The organism is Subtercola sp. Z020 (assembly GCF_002931235.1).
In the GTDB taxonomy this organism is placed as follows: domain Bacteria; phylum Actinomycetota; class Actinomycetes; order Actinomycetales; family Microbacteriaceae; genus Subtercola.
This window is the reverse complement of the sequence record NZ_PSTT01000007.1, coordinates 1-18,719: the sequence shown is the minus strand read 5'-3', so window position 1 is coordinate 18,719 and position 18,719 is coordinate 1. Positions and strand designations below refer to the sequence as shown.

The following is an 18,719-nucleotide window of genomic DNA, read 5'->3' as shown; positions in this document are numbered from 1 at the left end:
AAGATGACCGCCTGGATCCGTGCGGCGACGAAAGACACGCCGGGCTCGATCCGGGCAGGCTATCGACTCAACGGCAAGGCGCTCGTCGGCTACGGCGACCCGGCCTTCACCGCGCCGTTCGCAGCGGCGGCCGCCGTCGACGCAGGCAGCCAGCCCTGGCTGAATGCGCTGTGGCCGAGGTTCGCGGCACCGTCGGGTGGCTACTTCGCCGACTCGATTGCCCTGCAGTCGATGCTGCTCATCTCGAACAACACCTGGCTCCCCTGACCCGGCGCCCGCCGGCCCGCACGCGGCGCGAGGGGGCGCAGATCATTCTGCGGGCGCGGCCTTGGAACGATATGGGTCCCCTCGCGGCACGCGGGGCCGGCTAGTCCTCGGGGACGAGCACGACGGGGCCGACCGTGAGGGCGGTGCCGTCGGGGTCGAGCCCCACGTAGACGGTGTCGCCGTCGCGGATCGCCCCGGAGAGCAGCGCCATCGAGAGGCGGTCGTCGATCTCGCGCTGCATCAGCCGCCGCAGCGGCCGGGCACCGTACGCAGGGTCGTAGCCCTTGTCGGCAAGCCAGGAACGGGCATCCGGAGTCACCGCCAGCGACAGCCCGCGCTCAGACACCCGCCGGGCGAGACGGTCGACGTAGAGCGACACGATCTGCGCGAGGTCGTCGTGGGTGAGCGCCGTGAACACCACGATGTCGTCGAGGCGGTTCACGAACTCGGGCTTGAAGGCCTGCCGCACGACCTGCAGCACCGCGGCCTCCTTCGCGTCGTCGGAGAGCGTCGGGTCGACCAGGAACTGCGACCCGAGGTTCGACGTCAGAATCAGGATGGTGTTGCGGAAGTCGACCGTGCGACCCTGACCGTCGGTCAGCCGCCCGTCGTCGAGCACCTGCAGCAGCACGTCGAAGACCTCGGGGTGGGCCTTCTCCACCTCGTCCATCAGCACCACAGAGTAGGGCCGGCGGCGCACGGCCTCCGTCAGCTGCCCGCCCTGCTCGTAGCCGATGTAGCCAGGAGGCGCACCGAGCAGCCGGGCCACGGAGTGCTTCTCGCCGTACTCGCTCATGTCAATGCGGATCATCGCGCGCTCGTCGTCGAAGAGGAACTCGGCGAGCGCCTTCGCGAGCTCGGTCTTGCCGACACCGGTCGGCCCGAGGAAGAGGAACGAACCGGTCGGCCGGTTCGGGTCGGAGATGCCCGCGCGCGTGCGGCGAACCGCATCGGCGACTGCGCGAACAGCGGGCCGCTGCCCGATCAGCCGCTTGCCCAGCTCCTTCTCGAGGTTCAGCAGCTTCTGCGTCTCGCCCTGGGTGAGGCGGTCGACAGGGATGCCCGTCCACGCAGCGATCACGGCGGCGATCTCGGCCTCGGTGACCTGGTCGCTCACCATGCGCTCGCCGTCGGGGTACTGTTCGGCGCTCTCGGCCTCGCGCAGCTGGCGTTCGATCACCGGGATCTCGCCGTACAGCAGCTTCGACGCGCGCTCGAGGTTGCCCTCGCGCTGCGCCTTCTCCGCCGACATGCGGGCGGCGTCGAGTTGCGTCTTGAGTTCGCCGACGCGGTTCAGCACCGCGCGCTCGCGATCCCACCGCTCCTGCAGCACTTCGAGGTCGGCCGAGCGGGTGGCGAGGTCGTCGCGCAGCTTCTCGAGCCGCTGCTTCGACGCGTCGTCTTTCTCCTTCTTCAGCGCCAGCTCTTCGAGCCGCAGGCGGTCGACACTGCGACGAAGCTCGTCGATCTCGACAGGGGCCGAGTCGATCTCCATGCGCAGCCGCGAGGCCGCCTCGTCGATCAGGTCGATCGCCTTGTCGGGCAGCTGCCGCCCTGAGATGTAGCGGTTCGAGAGGGATGCCGCGGCGACGAGGGCCGCATCCGCGATCGCGACCTTGTGGTGGGCCTCGTACCGCTCCTTCAGCCCACGCAGGATCGCGATGGTGTCTTCGACACTGGGTTCGCCGACGAACACCTGCTGGAACCGGCGCTCGAGCGCCGCATCCTTCTCGATGTACTCGCGGTACTCGTTGAGGGTGGTGGCGCCGATCAGCCGAAGCTCGCCCCGGGCGAGCATCGGCTTCAGCATGTTGGATGCCGCGACAGAACCTTCGCCGCCGCCGGCGCCCATGAGGGTGTGCAACTCGTCGACGAAGGTGATGATTTCGCCGTCGGCGTCGTTGATCTCCTGGAGCACGGCCTTCAGCCGCTCTTCGAACTCGCCGCGGTACTTCGCCCCGGCGACCAGCGCCGCGAGGTCGAGCGACACCAGCTGTTTGCCCTTCAGCGAGTCGGCGACGTCGCCCGCGACGATGCGCTGCGCCAGCCCCTCGACCACGGCCGTCTTGCCGACGCCGGGCTCGCCGATGAGCACGGGGTTGTTCTTGGTGCGTCGAGTCAGCACCTGGCTGACCCGACGGATCTCGGCATCCCGACCGATCACGGGGTCGAGTTTGCCGCTGGCGGCGATCTTCGTGAGATTGACGCCGTACTTCTCGAGAGCACTCTGCTCGTCGACGTTCTGCTGACCGCTCTGCGGCTGCATTCGAGTGACACCTTTCTGAAACTGCGTGAAATTTCTGGCCCTCAAACCTGAGTCGACCTGACTCAAGTTTAGACGCTTCTGCCGACTCGCGCCAGTACAATTTGTCAAGCCATGCTGTTCACAGGCCGCACGACCTAAAGTATTGACAGTGAAGAGTATTCTGCGGCGAGAACTGGGCTCTCCCCTGCTGATGGGGCTGGTGGGGTCGCTCTTCATCGCGCTCGGTTCTCTCGCCGTCGGCTGGCTCGGCCCGGGCTCGAACGTGCGGGGCTGGCCGATCATTCAGAGCGTGCGGGGCAACGACCTGCTCGTGCACATCTCGACCTTCGTGGTCATCGGTGCCGGGCTCCTCCTCGTGATCGCCTGGCTGAAACTCGGTTCGGCGATGCGCAAGAACCCGGCGGATGCCCTGAAGCGCGTCATCGTGACCTCGGTCGTCTGGGCACTTCCGCTCGCGTTCGCCGTGCCGCTGTACTCGCGCGACCTGTTCGCGTACGTCGGTCAGGGCCGGTTGATGGCCGGCGGGTTCAACCCGTACGTCGACGGCATCTCGGCGATCCAGGGCTGGTTCAACATCGGTGTCGACCCGATGTGGGCGAACGCGAAGACGCCCTACGGCCCCGTCTACCTCTGGATCGAGCAGATCACGGTGATGGTCGCGGGAACGTCGCCGATCATGGCCGTCGCCCTCTTCCGCCTCATCGCGATCATCAGTGCGCTGGCGATCGCCTACTTCGCCTACCGCATCGCCCTGATGCGCCAGGTCGACCCGGGCAAGGTGCTGTGGTTGGTTCTGGCGAGCCCGGTCATCATGTTCAACTTCGTGGTCGCCGGTCACAACGATGCGCTCATGCTCGCCCTGCTGATCGCCGGTGTCTACGCGGCGCTGAAGAAGCATCCGATCATCGGGATCCTGCTCGTGACGGCCTCCGTCGGCGTGAAGCCGATCGCCGTGCTGGCGCTGCCCATCATCGGCATCATCTGGGCGGGCCAGAACCGCACCGTGCGCAGCACCATCAAGTACTGGATCGTCTCCGTGGCGATCGGGGCTGCGGTGCTCGGAGCCCTCGGCTGGCTGATGGGCATCGGCTTCGGCTGGGTGCTCACGCTCGCGACGCCCGGCTCGGTGTCGCACTGGTACGCCCCGGTGAACATCCTCGCGATCGCGGTCGGCGGCGCGTTCGGAGCCTTCGGGCTCGACGGCGAGATGCCGGCGAACATCGTGAAGTTCATCGCCATCGGTGTGATGGTGCTCGTCGTGGCCTGGGTGATGCTGACGAAGCGCAACCTGGACCCGCTGATGCGCCTCGCGCTGGCGTTCACCGCCACGGTCGTGCTCTCACCGGTCATCCACCCCTGGTATGCGGCGTGGTGCATCATTCTCTTCGCGATCGTCGGCATCAAGGAGGGGCTGGCGACGCATCTGGTCGTCTCGGCATCGATCTTCTTCGCCTGTGTGAGCATCGCCGAGGGGATGGACATCTCCGACTCCGTGCAGGGCGACATCCTCGGCTACGTCATCCGTACCGTCTTCATCACCGGCGGCGGCATTGCGCTCATCATCGCGTACTGCATCCACGAGGAGCTGTCGGTGAAGCTCATCGTGCAACGCATCCGTGACGCACGGGAGCGCCGCACGGTCGCGAAGCTGCAGCGCGCGGCCGCGGCTGGCGCGCCCGGGCGCGCCACGAAGGCCCGCACCTCGGCCTGACCGCCCGCCCCCGCCCCGCCCGCCACACGTCGCCGCGCGAGACGGTCACTTCCGAGCGAGACCGACCGGTACAACTGACGCTCTCGGCCGCAACTGACCGTCTCGCAGGCTACTGGCGCTGGAGGCCGAGCTTCTGTACCCAGTACGAAAGGAACGCGGCGCCCGCCTCGTCGTGGATGAGGTCGCCCTCGACGACCACCTCGTACGGCTTCTCGAGCACGCCGTCGCTCGGCCGAACATCCACATGCGCCACCTCGTACCCGGCGGAGTGCAGGTAGTCGGCCATCTTGTAGTCGCTGCGGGAGTCGCCCACCGACCGCCAGACCCGTGGCAGGTCGCCCTGCGCCTCGAAGAAGGCGAGCGCGCGCTCTGCGCCGCGATCCTTGTCGAGGGTCACCGACTCGACGTCGGTCGAGATGATGGTGGGGTCGATGCGGAACGGGATGTCGCCGGCCGCGTTCGGCACCTCACGGTCGCCGTACCGGGCTCCGAGGCCCCGCTCCACCAGCGCATCGAAGGCGACCTCGTTGTACTCCAGCTGCAGCGGGCGGTACTGTTCGGCGCTCACATCGGTTCGCTGCTCCACGGAGACCATCGCGAGCTTGCCCTCGTCGAAGAACATCGAGTCGCCGAAGCGGTCGTCGACGACCGAACGGATGTGCGCCCGGAACTCATCGGGCAGCGCCACCGTCTCGTCGACCTCTGTGGGGGCCGGGCCATCCGGAGTCATCGCGAACCAGACCGCACCCTTCTCACAGACCACGAACATGCGCCCACCGCCCCCGAGGGCGTCGTCGAGCCCGGCCGTGCGGAGCGGCGCGACGACCTCGTCGGCGACGAACTCGGCCGACCGGCCGGTGATGAAGGCGATCGGGATGCCCGCGCGCACCAGCTCGACGAGGTCGGAGAGGATGCTCGGAATGGCGATCGAGCGGGAGACCGGCGAGGCGATCGGCCCATCGATGTCGAGCAGCAGACCGAGCGCGGGGGTGTTCGTCATGCCCCCATTCTTGCAAGGTTCGGGCGGGCGCCCGTGCCGGCTACGGTCGCCAGACCACGACTTCGGTGCGGCGCTGGCTGCGGGTACCGTTCTTCAGCGACACGATCTCACCCTCTGCACCGGCTGCGAAGACCCGGCGGCCCGGCCGGTTCAGCAGCTCGTCGGCGAGCGCCGTCTCCAGCTCGCGAACGCGGCGCGAGAGCTCCTGGTTGACGTTCTCGAGTTCCAGGATGCGCCGGATGCCCTCGAGCGTGATGCCCTCGGTGCCGAGCCGGGCGATCTCGCGCAACTGCATCACATCCCGGAGGGAGTACCGCCTCGACTTGCCGGCGGTGCGACTGGGGCTCACGAGGCCCAGTCGGTCGTACTGGCGGAGGGTCTGCGGGTGCATCTCGGCCAGTTCCGCCGCCACCGCGATCGCGAAGAGGGGTGCGTTCTCATCGACGGGTGCTTGCATCACCGACCTCCGGTCGTCATCGCTGTGTCACGTGCAGCGGGGCCCGCACCGCTCGCTCGCGCAGGCGGATGCGGACCCCGGATGTCACTCCTGTGCTTTTGCGAGCAGTTCTGCCCGCGGGTTCTCGTTCGGTTCGAGTGCGTGGAACGCCACCAGGGCCTCCCGGGCCTCGTCGGAGAGGTGCGACGGAACAGCGACCTGCACGACGGCCAGAAGGTCGCCGGTGCCCTTCGGAGTCTCGACGCCGCGGCCCTTGACGCGCAGCACGCGCCCGCTGGGCGTTCCCGGCCCGACTCGGAGCTTCACCGGGTCGCCGCCGAGGGTGGGAACCTCGATCGTCGCCCCGAGCGTCGCCTCGACGAAGGTGACGGGCACGTTCACCCGCAGGTTCAGCCCGTCGCGCTCGAAGACGGGGTGCTTGCGCACCGACACGGTGAGCACGATGTCTCCGGCCTCGCCGCCGTCGACGCTCTGCTCGCCCTTGCCGCGCAGCTTGATCTTCTGCCCGTCGGAGACTCCGGCCGGGATCTTGACCGTGATGGTCGTTCCCTCGGCGGTCTGCAGCTTGATGGTGTCGCCCTTGGTGGCCGTGACGAAGTCGACGGTGGTGCGCGCGGTCACGTCGCGACCGCGCGTCGGGCCGCCGAAACCACGGAACCCGCCGCTCGGCTGCCCGAATCCACGGTTGCCGCCGAACATCCCGCCCAGGAGGTCGTCGTAGCCGGCCTGCTGGTAGCTGTAGTTCGAGCCGGCGCTGCCGCCCGCACTTCCGCGGCCTGCACCCCCGCCGAACATCCCGCCGAAGACGTCTTCGAAACCGCCCGACTGGCCCTGGCCACCCGCCGTGAAGCGGGCGCCGGAACCCATCGCGCGAATCTGGTCGTACTCCTTGCGCTGCTCAGGGTCGGCGAGCACCGAGTTGGCCTCGCTGATCTCCTTGAACTTCGCCTCGGCGGCAGCATCACCCGGGTTGGAGTCGGGGTGGTACTGCCGCGCGAGCTTGCGGTACTGCTTCTTCAGGTCGGCCGCAGAGACGTCTTTCGATACACCGAGTACCTTGTAGAAATCCTTGTCGAACCAGTCCTGGCTAGCCATTCGGCACCGCTACCACGACTTTCGCAGCGCGCAGCAGGGTGGAGCCCAGGTAGTACCCGGTCTCGACGACGTCAGCGATGGTCGCGACCTCGACGCCCGGCGTCGGCTGCTGGAAGATGGCTTCGTGCTCGTTCGGGTCGAACACCTCGCCGGCTGCCCCGAACGGCTTGAGACCGAGACGCTCGACACCCGTGCGGAGCTTCGCCGCGATGGAGGCGAACGGGCCCTCGACGAGATCGCCGTGCTTCGCAGCACGGTCGAGGTCGTCGAGCACCGGCAGCAGGATCTTCACGACGTCACCGACAGTGCGCTCGCGTTCGACCTCGCGGTTGGACTCCGTGCGCTTGCGGTAGTTCGCGTACTCGGCCGTGACCCGCTGCAGGTCGGCGAGCCGCTCCGCTGCGAGATCGTCAGCCGCCCCGGCGCTCACGGCGTCGAGAAAACTCAGGTCGTCGTCGTTCAACGCGCCGTCGCCCACGGTCTCGCCTTCCTCTGCTGCTTCTGAATACTCGTCTTCGTCATCGACGGTGGCCGGCTCGCCGGTCGGCGTCTCGACATCGGGGCCCTCGGCCTCGATGAACGCGCCGTCTTCGACCGGCTCACCCGTCGCCGGGTCCGAGGAGAACGCCTCGGACCCGGCGTGGGGGAACGCGCCGGACTCGTCACCGTCGGGGCTATCGCCCCTGCGGTTCGACTTGTCGCGTGCCATGACTACTTCTGCTCTTTCGACTCTTCGTCGTCGACGACCTCGGCGTCGACGATGTCTTCGTCAGACGCGCCCTCGGGGGCGGGCTCTTCGGTCGAACCCGCAGCCGAGGCAGCTGCCTCGTCGGCCTGCGAGTTGGCGTAGATGGCCTGGCCGAGCTTCGACTGGCTCTCGTTGAGCTTGTCGAAGGCCGACTTCACGGCGTCATCGTCATCGCCGGCGAGGGCGCTCTTCAGCGCATCCACATCGGCCTGCACCTCGGTCTTGACGTCGTCGGGCAGCTTGTCTTCGTTGTCCTTGATGAGCTTGTCGATCGAGTACGCGAGCTGCTCGCTGGTGTTGCGGGTCTCCGCAGCCTCGCGACGCTTCTTGTCTTCGGCGGCGTGCTCTTCACCCTCGCGCACCATGCGGGCGATGTCGTCTTTCGACAGACTCGAACCGCCGGTGATGGTCATCGACTGCTCCTTGCCGGTGCCCTTGTCTTTGGCAGACACGTGCACGATGCCGTTGGCGTCGATGTCGAAGGTGACCTCGACCTGCGGGATGCCGCGCGGGGCCGGTGCGATACCGGTCAGCTCGAACGTTCCGAGGTTCTTGTTGTCGCGGGTGAACTCACGCTCGCCCTGGAAGACCTGGATCGCGACGGACGGCTGGTTGTCGTCGGCCGTGGTGAAGGTCTCACTGCGCTTGGTCGGAATGGCGGTGTTGCGCTCGATGAGCTTGGTCATCATGCCACCCTTGGTCTCGATGCCGAGCGACAGCGGCGTGACGTCGATGAGCAGAACGTCTTTGCGCTCGCCCTTCAGAACGCCGGCCTGCAGCGCCGCGCCCACGGCCACGACCTCGTCGGGGTTCACACCCTTGTTCGGCTCACGACCACCGGTCAGCTTCTTGACGAGCGACACGACGGCGGGCATTCGGGTCGATCCACCGACCAGAACGACGTGCGAGATGTCGGCGACAGAGACACCGGCCTCCTTGATGACGTCGTGGAAGGGCTTCTCGGTGCGGGCCAGCAGGTCAGCGGTCAGCTCTTCGAACTTCGCGCGGCTCAGGGTCTCGTCGAGGTTGGCGGGGCCGTTCTCGGTGAGCGAGAGGTAGGGCAGCTGGATCGTGGTGCTCAGCGAACCCGAGAGCTCCTTCTTGGCCTGCTCAGCGGCCTCCTTGAGGCGCTGCTTGGCGATCTTGTCGCCCGAGACGTCGACACCGGTCGAATCCTTGAAGCGCTTGACCAGGTAGTCGACGATGCGCTGGTCCCAGTCGTCGCCGCCGAGGCGGTTGTCGCCGGCGGTCGAACGCACCTGGATGGTGCTGAAGTCGTCGTCTTTACCGACTTCGAGCAGCGAGACGTCGAACGTTCCGCCACCGAGGTCGAAGACCAGGATGAGCTCGTCTTCCTTGCCCTTGTCGAGGCCGTAGGCGAGCGCCGCAGCGGTCGGCTCGTTGATGATGCGCAGAACATTGAGGCCCGCGATCTCGCCGGCCTCCTTCGTGGCCTGGCGCTCGGCGTCGTTGAAGTAGGCGGGAACGGTGATGACCGCGTCGGTCACCTTGTCGCCGAGGTACGACTCAGCGTCGCGCTTCAGCTTCGCGAGGATGCGCGCCGAGATCTCCTGCGGGGTGTACTTCTTGTCATCGATCGCGACGTTCCAGTCGGTGCCGATGTGGCGCTTCACACTCGAGATGGTGCGGTCGACGTTGGTGACGGCCTGGCGCTTGGCGGTCTCACCGACGAGTACCTCGCCGTCTTTGGTGTACGCAACGATCGAGGGGGTGGTGCGGAAACCCTCAGCGTTCGCGATGACGGTGGGTTCTCCACCCTCGAGGACGGAGACGACCGAGTTGGTGGTTCCGAGGTCGATACCTACTGCACGAGCCATGTGCTTTTCTCCTTCGTGGCCTTGCGGCCGGCTTAAGACAGTGGAGACTGCTCGACAGAGTTGAGTCTCATTGCCTCAAGTTTACTCGCGGGCCGGATCGTGTCAAGTCATTCCGACGAAACTTGAGCCCGACAGACTCAACTCTCAGGAGTTTGCCGGGAGTTCACAGCTGGAATGTACTGTGTCACCATGACAGCACCGTCCACCGCCCCGGCGTCACCTGTGTCAGCCGTTGTGCCCCGCCGCCGCATCATCGCCTGGGCCCTGTGGGACTGGGGTGGGGCATCGTTCAATGCCGTCGTCACAACCTTCGTGTTCACGGTGTACCTGACGGGTAACGCCACGCGGCATCCCTTCGGCGACGAAGCCTTCGTGTCGGCGCAACTCGGCTGGACCCTCGGGATCGCCGGTGTGATCGTCGCCCTGCTCGCCCCCGTCACCGGCCAGCGCAGCGACACCTCCGGCAACCGCAAGCTCTGGCTCGGCGTGAACACCTACATCGTGGTGGCGATCATCGCTGGCCTGTTCTTCGTGCAGGCGGCACCCGAGTATCTCTGGCTCGGCCTGCTGCTGCTCGCGGCCGGGTCGGTCTTCTTCCAGTTCGCCGAGGTCAACTACAACGCGATGCTCTCCAGCGTCTCGACGCCCCGCACCATCGGCAAGGTGAGCGGGTTCGGCTGGTCGATGGGCTACTTCGGCGGCATCGTGCTGCTGCTGATCGTCTACTTCGGCTTCATCCACCCCGATGTCGGGCTTCTGGGCGTCACCGCCGAGAACGGGCTGTCGGTGCGCGTGTCGATGCTGATCGCCGCCGTCTGGTTCGCCGTCTTCGCGCTGCCGGTGCTGCTGTCTGTTCCCGAACTCGAGCCCCACGGCACCGCGGCCCGCCCGAAGGTCGGGTTCTTCGCCTCGTATGCCCGACTCGGGCGCGACATCGCCGGCCTCTGGCGCACCAACCGACACACGGTCTACTTTCTGATCGCGTCGGCCGTGTTCCGCGACGGGCTGACCGGCGTCTTCACCTTCGGTGGCGTTCTCGCCGCCGGCACGTTCGGCTTCTCGCCGAGCGAGGTCATCATCTTCGCCATCGCGGCGAATGTGACAGCGGGTATCTCCACCGTCATCGTCGGGCGACTGGATGACCGGGTCGGCCCGAAGCCCGTCATTGTGGTGGCGCTGGTCGGCCTCGTGATCTGCGCGTCAGCCGTCTTCTTCCTGCACGATGCCGGGCAGACCGCATTCTGGGTCTTCGGCCTGGCGCTCTGCCTCTTCGTGGGGCCCGCCCAGTCGGCCAGCCGGTCGTTCCTCGGGCGCGTCATCCCGGCCGGGCGCGAGGGCGAGATCTTCGGGCTCTACGCCACGACCGGCAAGGCGGCGACGTTCCTGGCGCCCGCCGCGTTCGCCCTGTTCGTGACCCTCGGCGGCGAGCAGTACTGGGGGATCCTCGGCATCATGCTCGTGCTGCTGGTCGGGCTGCTCGTGCTGCTGCCCGTGTCGGCGACGCAGAAGCAGCTCGGCAAGTGACGCCGTAGCCTCGCGGCCGCCTCGTCGCCGCCTCGTCGGAACACCCCCGGCTTTAACAGAATCGCCGACTACCCTCGTCAGGATGACCGCCGAGAAACCCCTCCCCGACGCGGCGAACTTCGCTGTCTGGGCCGACTTCGTGCTCGCCCACACCCGCGTCATGCGAGCCGTCGAACGGGCCCTGAAGTCGGAGCAGTCGATCACCTGGGCGCAGTACGACCTGCTGTACAACCTCAGCACGGCGCCGTCGCACGCGCTGAGTGTGAGTGCGGTCTCGCGAACCCTGCTGTACAGCAGCGGCTCGGCGAGCAACCTCGTCACGAGCATGGTCAAGGCGGGGCTGGTGGAACGGCAGCGGTCGGCGACGGATCGGCGGAGCATCCTCATCACGCCGACGGCCAGCGGGTCGAGCACGTTCCTCGCCGCGACGACGCTGGTGCTCGAAGTGGTGCAGCGGGAGTTCGCCGAGCACCTCTCGCCCGCCGAGCTGGGCCCCGTGGGGGCGTTCCTCGCGCGCGTGCGCGACCAGGACGAATCGCTGCGGCGCCCGCCGTACGACCTGCCGGTCGAGCTGGCGTAGCGGGAAGCCGTCAGGCCGTCAGCAGCACGTACCAGATGAGCAGCATCGTCACCAGGAACCCCGTGGCGAAGTTCAGGTAGAGAAACCGCTTCCACCCGCGGTTGGCCTGTTCGGCATCCGCGTCGCTGATCGACCAGAACGGCAGCACACTGAACGCATACGGCAGCGCGAGCAGCCCCGCCAGTGGGCCCGGCCACTCGGTGAACAGCATCAGGATGCCGCCGAGCACGTAGGCCGCGAACGCGAAGCGCACGGTCTGCCGCCCACCGATCACGGTGGCGATGGAGGCGATGCCGCCCTCCCGGTCGGCCACGATGTCCTGAACGGCGCCGAAGGCGTGGCTGGCGATGCCCCAGAGGAAGAAGGCGGCGAGAATGGCCCAGAGCGCCGGGATGAAGGTCGCGCCGGCGAGCACCAGCCCGTAGACCGCGGGGCTCACGAAGTGCGTGCTCGACGTCAGCGAGTCGACGAACGGCCGCTCCTTGAACCGGAGCTTCGGGGCGCTGTAGGCGATCACCGCGAAGACGCTGATGGCGAGCACCAGCCACGAGAGCGGTGAACCGACGATGACGAGATATACCAGGAACGGAATATTGCTCACTGCTGCGCTGACGAGCGTGATGCGGTGCATGGATCGGCTGAGTACAGCCCCTTCGACGCCGCCCTTCCGCGGGTTGCGCATGTCGGACTCGTAGTCGAACACGTCGTTGATGCCGTACATGGCCAGGTTGTAGGGCACCAGGAAGTAGAGCGTGCCGAGCACGAAGGTGAGATCGACCTCCCGCGTGGTCAGCAGGTACCCGGCCGCGAACGGAAAGGCGGTGTTCACCCACGAGAGCGGCCTCGACGAGAGGATGACCTGGCCGAGCCGGCTCATCGGCTGCCCTCACTCTGTCGGCGGGCGGGAACAAGCAGCCAGACGGCCGGCAGCAGCAGCACGGCACCGATGACGTAGGCGAAGTCTTCGAGGGGAGCGATTCCGAGGAAGGCGCCCGAGATGAGGTCGCGGTTGTAGCCGACCAGGCCGATTCCGATCATGACGTTGTCGAACACGGCGCTGACGACGAACAGCACAGCCGCCGTGATGAGGAGCGCGACCAGGCGCGTGCCCGTGCTCCCACGCGTGCCCGCGCCTGTGCCCGCGCCGCTGCCCGTGACTGTGTCGCCGTGCCGACGCCTGCGCCGGTGGTGCGCGACTCCTGCCACAATCGCGACCACGAGGGCGACCGCGAGGAAGATGGCGTTCAGCACCCCGTAGCTCACGAGCGGCGCTCCCGGCCCATCGCGCGGGCGGAGCCGAGCATCCGGCCCACCGCCTCGAAGAGGTTCATCGTCAGGTAGCAGAGCAGCGTCAGAAAGAAGACCTCCTCAAGCGGCAGTTCGGGGCCGACCAGCACGCCCGTCATGAAGCTCGTCTCGCCACGGAAGAAGATGCCCGCGGTGATGCCCGAGACATCCCAGGCCAGAAAGAACAGCACTCCGACCACGAGCACCACCGCCGCACGGCGTGCGTCACGCCAGAAGAACAGGCGGAACCGCCGATCGAGCATCACCATGCCGGTGAGCGCGATCGCCAGGGCGAGCAGGTACAGGATGCCCATCAGCGGGCGTTCCCCGGCCGGTTCACAGGGGCTCCGGCAGGGCTGTCGTCGAGATGTCGCCGTGCAGGCGCTTGATCACGAGCTCGGCGCTGATCAGGCACATCGGCAGACCGATGCCCGGAATCGTCGAACCGCCGGCGTAGTAGAGCCCTGCAACCTTCTTGCTGACGTTGCCGGCCCGGAAGAAGGCGCTCTGGCCGAGCGTGTGCGCGGGGCCGAGTGCGGTGCCGTTCCACGTGTTCAGATCGTTCGCGAAATCGGCAGGGCCGATCGTGCGACGCACCGTGATGCGGGAGGCGAGGTCGGGTACGCCCGCCCACTCCGCGATCTGCGCGATCGCCGCATCGGCGATGGCTTCGACCTGCGGGTCGCCGGTTCCGTCTTCGCCGCCCGCGCCGATGGTCGGGTCGGCGGGAATCGGCACCAGCACGAACAGGTTCTCGGAGCCCTCGGGAGCGACGCCGGCATCCGTAGCGCTCGGTCGGCAGACGTAGATCGAGGCCGGGCTCGGTACCGATGTCTTGGCCGGCTTGCCGATGCCGACGCTCTTGGCCAGACCGGCAACGACACCGCCCTTGCCGAAGATCTTCTCGAAGTCGTCCTTCCACGTCTTGGTGAAGAAGAGGGTGTGGTGGGCGAGCTCGGGAATCTCGCCGTCGACGCCGAGGTAGATCAGCACGGCGCTCGGCCCCGCCGTCTTCTTCGCCCAGTAGCTCTCGGGGTAGGTCTGCAGCTCGGGGAGCAGCATCGTGGTCTCGACGTGCCGGAGGTCGGTGGCGGCCACGACGATGTCGGCGCTCAGCGAGTGGGCTGCGCCGGTGGCGTCGAGGTACTGGATGCCCGACACCCGCGCGGGCGTGGCGGGCGTGGGCTCGGCCGGGGCGGCGGGTGCGACGTCGGGGGAGGCAGTGCCGGCGCTGGAGGTGGTCGCACCCGCAGGTGCGGCCACGCCCGCGGCGGTGGGGCCCGCGGCGGTGGGGCCCGCGGTGGTGGCGCCTGCGGGGATGGCGGTGCCGGCATCCGCCTCGCCCTCGAGCACGCGGCGCAGCTCGTCGCGATCGATCACGTTGGTGTCGAACTCGTCGGTCGGGTAGTCGTAGGGGCCGGGCTCCGGCGCCACGTGCGCCGCAGCTTCGACCTCGTCGTCGGTCGTCACGATGCGCGACACAGCGGCGCCCGTCACGATCGTCACCCCCGCGTCGACGGCGAGCTGCTCGATGCTCTCGATCACCCGGGCGAACCCGCCCTGCGGGTAGAGCACGCCGTCATCGAGGTCGAGGTGGCTCATCAGGTGATACATGCTCGGAGTGGAATACGGCGACGAGCCGAGGAACACGGCGGGATAACCGAGGATCTGCTGCAGCCGCGGGTCGCGCACCGTGCGCCCCGCGAAGCTGTTCAGCGACTCGAGAAGCAGCCGCACGAGGCGCGGCGACCGCTTGAGAACCGCGCCCTTCAGCAGCGGGCGGAAGTCTTCGAACGTCGAGTAGAGAAAGTACTCCTTCGCCAGTTCGTACGTCTCCGCCGCCGAATCGAGGTACCCCGCCATGCGAACGCCCGCGCCCGGCTCCATCGACTCGAAGAGGTCGAGGTTCTCCTCGCGGCTCGCCGCGATGTCGACGGGGTGGAACTCGTCCTGGAAGAGCACGCGGTAGCCCGGGTCGAGCTTCGACAGCTCGAGCTCTGCGGCGGCCGACGAGCCCATCAGCTTGTAGAAGTGGTCGAAGACCTCGGGCATGAGGTACCACGACGGCCCGGTGTCGAAACGGAACCCGTTCTTCTCCCAGTGGCCGGCGCGGCCCCCGACTCCCGGCTGCTTCTCGACGACCGTGACGGTGTAGCCGTCCCGGGCGAGCAGCCCTGCCGTGGCGAGGCCGCTGATGCCGGCGCCGATCACGACGGCCGTCTTGCCCACCCCGGGGCGTTCGGCTGCCGGATGCCCGGCTGCGCCCGCGTCGGTGCGAGACGCGGGGGCGCCGAGCTCGAAGTCGGCGGGCAGGCGCTCGATCACCTCCGTCTCGCCGTCGACGACGTCGTCGAAGCTGTGCGTGGGGCGCTCGGCGTCGTCGGGTTCGGAACTCAACGGTTCTCCTCTGGCTGTCGTGCGGTGGCGGGATGGCTGGAACTGGTGGGAGGGGGCGCCGCCGGCAGGCGACCGGCTGCGGCCGACGCGGCGATGCGCAGCTTCACCGGGTTCGGCACCCGGATGCGCGTCTCGGCGAGCACCGCGGCGGGCGTCTGCCGCAGGCGGCTCGTCAGCTCGCCGAACAGCCCCTGGGCGAGTGCCACGGCGCGCCGCGACGTCGTCGGCAGGAGCGGCAGGCTGGCACGGGCGATGCGCAGGTCGTTGTCGATGTCGTCGAGGATCTCGCGCTTCGCGCCCTCCCCGAACGTCTGCACGTTCACCCCGGGGAAGTAGCTCCGCCCAAGACCGGCGAAGTCCGCGGACAGGTCTCGGAGGAAGTTGATCTTCTGGAACGCCGCACCGAGGTGCCGGGCACCGTCGACGAGCTGCTCCCGCCGGGCATCCGAAATCACATGCCCCTCGAGGAATGCACAGAGGCACATCAGCCCGACCACCTCGGCAGAGCCGTAGACATATTCCTCGAAGGACTTCGGAGTGTGCTCAGTCGCCGTGAGGTCGGCGCGCATCGACGCGTAGAACGGTGCGACGAGCTCCTCGCCGAAGCCGACCCGGCGGGCGGTCAGCGCGAACGCATGCACCACGAGGTTCGTGCTGTAACCGATGTCGATCGCGTCGAGCGTCTCGCGCTCGAGCGTGTCGAGCATCCGCTCGATGGCGGGCCCCTCGAGCCCGGCCGACGTGGCGACCCCGTCGACGACCTCGTCGGCCAGGCGAACCAGGGCGTAGATGTTGTCGACGTGCCGACGCACCGAGGGGGCGAGCAGCCGCGACGCGAGCCCGAACGACGTCGAATAGCGGTGGATGACGATGCCCGCCGTCTCTTCGGCCACCCGGTCGTAGAGCGCTCTGGCCCGCGCGAGGTCGGCGGTCGGCAGCACCGGGGCGGTCATCGCACCCGCCGCAGCACGGCGTCGATCACGGGTTGGAATTCGAGCCGCGTCGCGTCGGGCAGGGCATCCGAAGCCAACTCCTCGATCGCCCGGTCGGCGAACTCGTGTGCGAGGTCTTCGGCGTACTGGCGCGCGCCGCAGTCCTCGAGCGACCGGCGGACGACCGAGGCCTGCTCGCGGGTGAGATCGGGCAGGCCGAGCCAGCGGGAGATCTCGATCCACTCGGGGCGCCCCGACGCGTAGGCGATGAGCACGGTGCGCTTGCCCTCGCGCAGGTCGCCGATGGTGGTCTTGCCGGTCGCCGCTTCGTCGCCGAAGACGCCGAGCAGATCATCCACGATCTGGTAGGCGATGCCGATGTTGCGACCGAACGATGCCAGTGCACGCACGGCCTCAGTGCTCGCGCCCGCCAGCACGGCCCCCGCCTCGCAGGGGCTCTCGAACGAGTAGACGGCGGTCTTCAGGCGCTCCATGTCGACGACCTCTTCGACCGTCGGCATCGACTTCAGCTGCGAGAAGTCCACGTCGAAGAGCTCGCCGGCCGCCGACGCGAACAGTGCTTCGTCGAAGATGTCGTGCAGCCGGCGCCGCATCTCGTCGCCGACACCGGCCTTGTCGATCATCCGGAACGCATTCGACAGGGCGAGGTCGCCGGCGATCACGGCGACCGACATGCCGCGGTGCTCGGCGGCGGGGATGGGGATGCCGGCCGTCTGCGCGAAGTCGCGGTAGACGCCCGAGACGTTGACGCCCCCGCGGCGGATGAAGTCGCGGTCGATCACGTCGTCGTGCACGATGAGGGCGGTGTGCAGCAGCTCGAAAGCGGCTCCGATGTGGGCCGCGGCCTCGCCGTCGGTGCCACCCAGGGACTCATATGCCCCCATGACCATGCCCGGGCGGAAGCGCTTGCCGCCGGAGGTGTTGCGTTCGAGCGTCTGCCAGAGGGTGAGGTAACGTGGCCCGATCGCCGACGCACGGTTCTTGGCTAGGCTGAAGAAGCGGTCGAGCACGTCGTCGACATGTTTCTGCCGACGGGTGCTTGCCACCACGAGATCCTGTGGGTCCACCACTTGAGAGTAACCCACGCACAGAGAAGAGGGCGCTATGGCTGACTCCGGTGAACAGGTCGTGCTCCTCTCCGAGGCCGGCGCGCCGATCGGGGTGGCCGACAAGGCGACCGTGCACACGACCGACACTCCGCTGCACCTCGCGTTCTCGTGCCACGTCTTCGACGCCTTCGGGCGCATCCTCGTGACGCGGCGGGCGCTCTCGAAACGCACCTGGCCGGGGGTCTGGACGAACTCGTTCTGCGGACATCCGGCGCCCGGCGAGTCGTTCGAAGACGCGCTGCTGCGGCGGGCGGGCGACGAGCTGGGGCTCGGGGTGGGCGGCGGCTCGGGTGTCGGCTTGCTCTCGGCTGTGGAGGTGGCGCTGCCCGACTTCCGCTACCGCGCGGTCGACGCTTCGGGCGTCGTCGAGAACGAGATCTGCCCCGTGTACACCGCCGTGTTCGAGCCGGGTTCGGAGGCGGCTCCGGATGCCCTGCTCCCCCATCCCGATGAGGTCGCCGAGTGGCAGTGGGCCGAGCCCGCCGCGCTGCTGGCCGCGATCGAGGCCGCCCCCTGGGCGTTCAGCCCGTGGCTCACCCTGCAGCTCCCGGCACTGATGGCCTCCCGCGCCGCGCTGGCCTAGCCCCGGCGCGCCGCGCCGCGCTCGCCTGGACCCGCGCCGCGCTCAGGCGCCGGCGGGTCAGAAGTCGAGGCGGAATCCGCCGTCGACGGGCACGAAACGGAGGTCGGCGAGACTGTCGACCACGAGATCAGCGTCGAGTTCGGCCGCCGAGTGTGTTCCGACCACGCCGATGGTCGTGCATCCGGCAGCCCGTCCCGCCGCCAGGCCGGCCGGCGCATCCTCGACGACGATGCAGTCGCGCGGATCGAAGCCGAGCCGCCGCGCCCCCTCGAGGAACGGATCGGGGTTCGGTTTGCCCCGCTCCGTGTCGTCGATCGTGACGACGGTGGCGGGGGCCGGGATGCCCGACGCCTCGATCCGCACGCGGGCGAGGTCGCGCGTGCACGACGTGACGATCGCGCGGCGCCCGTCGGGCAGGCTGCCGAGCAGCTCGGCCGCGCCGCCGAGGGGGGTGATTCCGTCGACGTCGGCGAGTTCGAGCTGCAGGATGCGCGCGAACGCCTCGTCCACCCGCTCGGGCGCGATCACGGCGCTGACCAGGCCGATGGCCGGCTTGCCGTGCATGCCTTCGCGGAACGCCGGGTCGAGGCCCCACTCCTGGCCCCACGTGGTCCACGAGCGGTCGACCGCCGGCGTCGAGTCGATCAGCGTGCCGTCCATGTCGAACAGCGCCCCCCGGAACACGCGGCTCCGGATGCCCGGGCTCGCCGCCCGCGCGCCCCCCGCCGCCGCGCCGCCCGCTGCGGCGTCAGCCGTAGCCGGGCTGCCCGCCGACGCAGGGATGGCGCTCGCCGCGCCCGCGGCTGCGGCCTGTTCGCGCGCGCCGGTCGCGCTGGCCGTCGCCGCCTCTGGGTGGTCGGCGGGGTTCTGCTGGGTCATCGGATCCTCCGCCCCCCAGCGTATC

The 18,719-nt window shown here is 68.4% G+C and carries 18 protein-coding genes; 5 read left to right on the top strand and 13 right to left on the bottom strand.

All coding sequences use genetic code 11. From position 1 onward, the window contains the following. The first annotated feature begins 3 nt into the window (after positions 1–3). Positions 4–267 carry a hypothetical protein gene (locus C5B96_RS00650; protein WP_146078051.1) on the top strand — a complete coding sequence of 88 codons (264 nt, stop codon included), beginning with the start codon at positions 4–6 and terminating at the stop codon, positions 265–267. 100 nt (positions 268–367) lie between these two features. Here C5B96_RS00650 and C5B96_RS00645 read toward each other — a convergent pair whose 3' ends face one another. Beyond that, the gene (locus tag C5B96_RS00645; protein ID WP_104241929.1) at positions 368–2,533 is read right to left on the bottom strand and encodes an ATP-dependent Clp protease ATP-binding subunit; all 2,166 of its coding nucleotides are present in this window, start codon (positions 2,531–2,533) and stop codon (positions 368–370) included. 148 nt (positions 2,534–2,681) lie between these two features. Between C5B96_RS00645 and mptB the strand changes: the two genes are divergently transcribed. After that, a complete protein-coding gene (gene mptB, locus C5B96_RS00640; RefSeq protein WP_146078050.1) occupies positions 2,682–4,244 on the top strand; it encodes a polyprenol phosphomannose-dependent alpha 1,6 mannosyltransferase MptB in 1,563 nt (520 codons plus the stop codon). Between the two features lie 109 nt (positions 4,245–4,353). Here the strand turns inward: mptB and C5B96_RS00635 are convergent, their stop codons facing one another. From C5B96_RS00635 to dnaK, 5 genes are all read right to left on the bottom strand, one after another. After that, positions 4,354–5,244 carry a hypothetical protein gene (locus tag C5B96_RS00635; RefSeq protein ID WP_104241925.1) on the bottom strand — a complete coding sequence of 297 codons (891 nt, stop codon included), beginning with the start codon at positions 5,242–5,244 and terminating at the stop codon, positions 4,354–4,356. Between the two features lie 40 nt (positions 5,245–5,284). Then, positions 5,285–5,701, bottom strand: a complete 417-nt coding sequence (locus C5B96_RS00630; RefSeq protein ID WP_104241923.1) for a heat shock protein transcriptional repressor HspR — start codon at positions 5,699–5,701, stop codon at positions 5,285–5,287. An 84-nt stretch (positions 5,702–5,785) separates the two neighbouring features. Further along, positions 5,786–6,796, bottom strand: a complete 1,011-nt coding sequence (locus tag C5B96_RS00625; protein ID WP_104241921.1) for a DnaJ C-terminal domain-containing protein — start codon at positions 6,794–6,796, stop codon at positions 5,786–5,788. Further along, positions 6,789–7,505, bottom strand: a complete 717-nt coding sequence (gene grpE / locus C5B96_RS00620) for a nucleotide exchange factor GrpE (RefSeq protein ID WP_104241919.1) — start codon at positions 7,503–7,505, stop codon at positions 6,789–6,791. The genes C5B96_RS00625 and grpE overlap by 8 nt, the downstream gene beginning before the upstream one ends. A 2-nt stretch (positions 7,506–7,507) precedes the next feature. Further along, entirely contained in the window at positions 7,508–9,382 is a 1,875-nt protein-coding gene (gene dnaK, locus C5B96_RS00615; RefSeq protein ID WP_104241917.1) for a molecular chaperone DnaK, read from the bottom strand. A 189-nt stretch (positions 9,383–9,571) separates the two neighbouring features. Between dnaK and C5B96_RS00610 the strand changes: the two genes are divergently transcribed. Next, entirely contained in the window at positions 9,572–10,906 is a 1,335-nt protein-coding gene (locus tag C5B96_RS00610) for an MFS transporter (protein ID WP_104241915.1), read from the top strand. A gap of 82 nt (positions 10,907–10,988) precedes the next feature. After that, positions 10,989–11,486, top strand: coding sequence for a MarR family winged helix-turn-helix transcriptional regulator (locus C5B96_RS00605; protein ID WP_104241913.1), 498 nt, complete (start codon positions 10,989–10,991; stop codon positions 11,484–11,486). A gap of 10 nt (positions 11,487–11,496) precedes the next feature. Here C5B96_RS00605 and C5B96_RS00600 read toward each other — a convergent pair whose 3' ends face one another. The 6 genes from C5B96_RS00600 to C5B96_RS00575 are packed head-to-tail and all read right to left on the bottom strand — an operon-like array spanning position 11,497 to position 17,169. Beyond that, positions 11,497–12,363 carry a prenyltransferase gene (locus C5B96_RS00600; protein ID WP_104241911.1) on the bottom strand — a complete coding sequence of 289 codons (867 nt, stop codon included), beginning with the start codon at positions 12,361–12,363 and terminating at the stop codon, positions 11,497–11,499. Beyond that, on the bottom strand, positions 12,360–12,749 hold the full coding sequence (locus C5B96_RS00595; protein ID WP_104241909.1) for a lycopene cyclase domain-containing protein: 390 nt from the start codon (positions 12,747–12,749) through the stop codon (positions 12,360–12,362). Before C5B96_RS00595 ends, C5B96_RS00600 begins: the two co-directional genes overlap by 4 nt. Further along, positions 12,746–13,087: a lycopene cyclase domain-containing protein gene (locus C5B96_RS00590; protein WP_104241907.1), complete on the bottom strand. Its 342-nt coding sequence runs from the start codon at positions 13,085–13,087 to the stop codon at positions 12,746–12,748. The genes C5B96_RS00595 and C5B96_RS00590 overlap by 4 nt, the downstream gene beginning before the upstream one ends. 22 nt (positions 13,088–13,109) lie before the next feature. After that, the gene (gene crtI / locus C5B96_RS17680; protein WP_233188905.1) at positions 13,110–15,170 is read right to left on the bottom strand and encodes a phytoene desaturase family protein; all 2,061 of its coding nucleotides are present in this window, start codon (positions 15,168–15,170) and stop codon (positions 13,110–13,112) included. Further along, on the bottom strand, positions 15,167–16,123 hold the full coding sequence (locus tag C5B96_RS00580) for a squalene/phytoene synthase family protein (protein ID WP_104241905.1): 957 nt from the start codon (positions 16,121–16,123) through the stop codon (positions 15,167–15,169). Before C5B96_RS00580 ends, crtI begins: the two co-directional genes overlap by 4 nt. Continuing rightward, positions 16,120–17,169 (bottom strand): polyprenyl synthetase family protein, encoded by a 1,050-nt coding sequence (locus C5B96_RS00575; protein ID WP_104241903.1) that lies wholly within the window; start codon positions 17,167–17,169, stop codon positions 16,120–16,122. Before C5B96_RS00575 ends, C5B96_RS00580 begins: the two co-directional genes overlap by 4 nt. 58 nt (positions 17,170–17,227) lie before the next feature. Here C5B96_RS00575 and idi point away from each other — a divergent pair, with 58 nt between their 5' ends. Continuing rightward, positions 17,228–17,815, top strand: a complete 588-nt coding sequence (idi, locus tag C5B96_RS00570; RefSeq protein ID WP_104241901.1) for an isopentenyl-diphosphate Delta-isomerase — start codon at positions 17,228–17,230, stop codon at positions 17,813–17,815. 57 nt (positions 17,816–17,872) lie between these two features. Here idi and C5B96_RS00565 read toward each other — a convergent pair whose 3' ends face one another. Then, a complete protein-coding gene (locus C5B96_RS00565; protein WP_233188904.1) occupies positions 17,873–18,694 on the bottom strand; it encodes an HAD-IA family hydrolase in 822 nt (273 codons plus the stop codon). Positions 18,695–18,719 lie beyond the last annotated feature (25 nt).

Excerpts from the sequence above, each read along its gene's own strand:
- C5B96_RS00650 (WP_146078051.1), top strand. The coding sequence starts at position 4 with ATGACCGCCTGGATCCGTGCGGCGACGAAAGACACGCCGGGCTCGATC.
- C5B96_RS00645 (WP_104241929.1), bottom strand. The coding sequence starts at position 2,533 with ATGCAGCCGCAGAGCGGTCAGCAGAACGTCGACGAGCAGAGTGCTCTC.
- C5B96_RS00635 (WP_104241925.1), bottom strand. The coding sequence starts at position 5,244 with ATGACGAACACCCCCGCGCTCGGTCTGCTGCTCGACATCGATGGGCCG.
- C5B96_RS00630 (WP_104241923.1), bottom strand. The coding sequence starts at position 5,701 with ATGCAAGCACCCGTCGATGAGAACGCACCCCTCTTCGCGATCGCGGTG.
- C5B96_RS00625 (WP_104241921.1), bottom strand. The coding sequence starts at position 6,796 with ATGGCTAGCCAGGACTGGTTCGACAAGGATTTCTACAAGGTACTCGGT.
- grpE (WP_104241919.1), bottom strand. The coding sequence starts at position 7,505 with ATGGCACGCGACAAGTCGAACCGCAGGGGCGATAGCCCCGACGGTGAC.
- dnaK (WP_104241917.1), bottom strand. The coding sequence starts at position 9,382 with ATGGCTCGTGCAGTAGGTATCGACCTCGGAACCACCAACTCGGTCGTC.
- C5B96_RS00610 (WP_104241915.1), top strand. The coding sequence starts at position 9,572 with ATGACAGCACCGTCCACCGCCCCGGCGTCACCTGTGTCAGCCGTTGTG.
- C5B96_RS00605 (WP_104241913.1), top strand. The coding sequence starts at position 10,989 with ATGACCGCCGAGAAACCCCTCCCCGACGCGGCGAACTTCGCTGTCTGG.
- C5B96_RS00600 (WP_104241911.1), bottom strand. The coding sequence starts at position 12,363 with ATGAGCCGGCTCGGCCAGGTCATCCTCTCGTCGAGGCCGCTCTCGTGG.
- C5B96_RS00590 (WP_104241907.1), bottom strand. The coding sequence starts at position 13,087 with ATGGGCATCCTGTACCTGCTCGCCCTGGCGATCGCGCTCACCGGCATG.
- C5B96_RS00580 (WP_104241905.1), bottom strand. The coding sequence starts at position 16,123 with ATGACCGCCCCGGTGCTGCCGACCGCCGACCTCGCGCGGGCCAGAGCG.
- idi (WP_104241901.1), top strand. The coding sequence starts at position 17,228 with ATGGCTGACTCCGGTGAACAGGTCGTGCTCCTCTCCGAGGCCGGCGCG.
- C5B96_RS00565 (WP_233188904.1), bottom strand. The coding sequence starts at position 18,694 with ATGACCCAGCAGAACCCCGCCGACCACCCAGAGGCGGCGACGGCCAGC.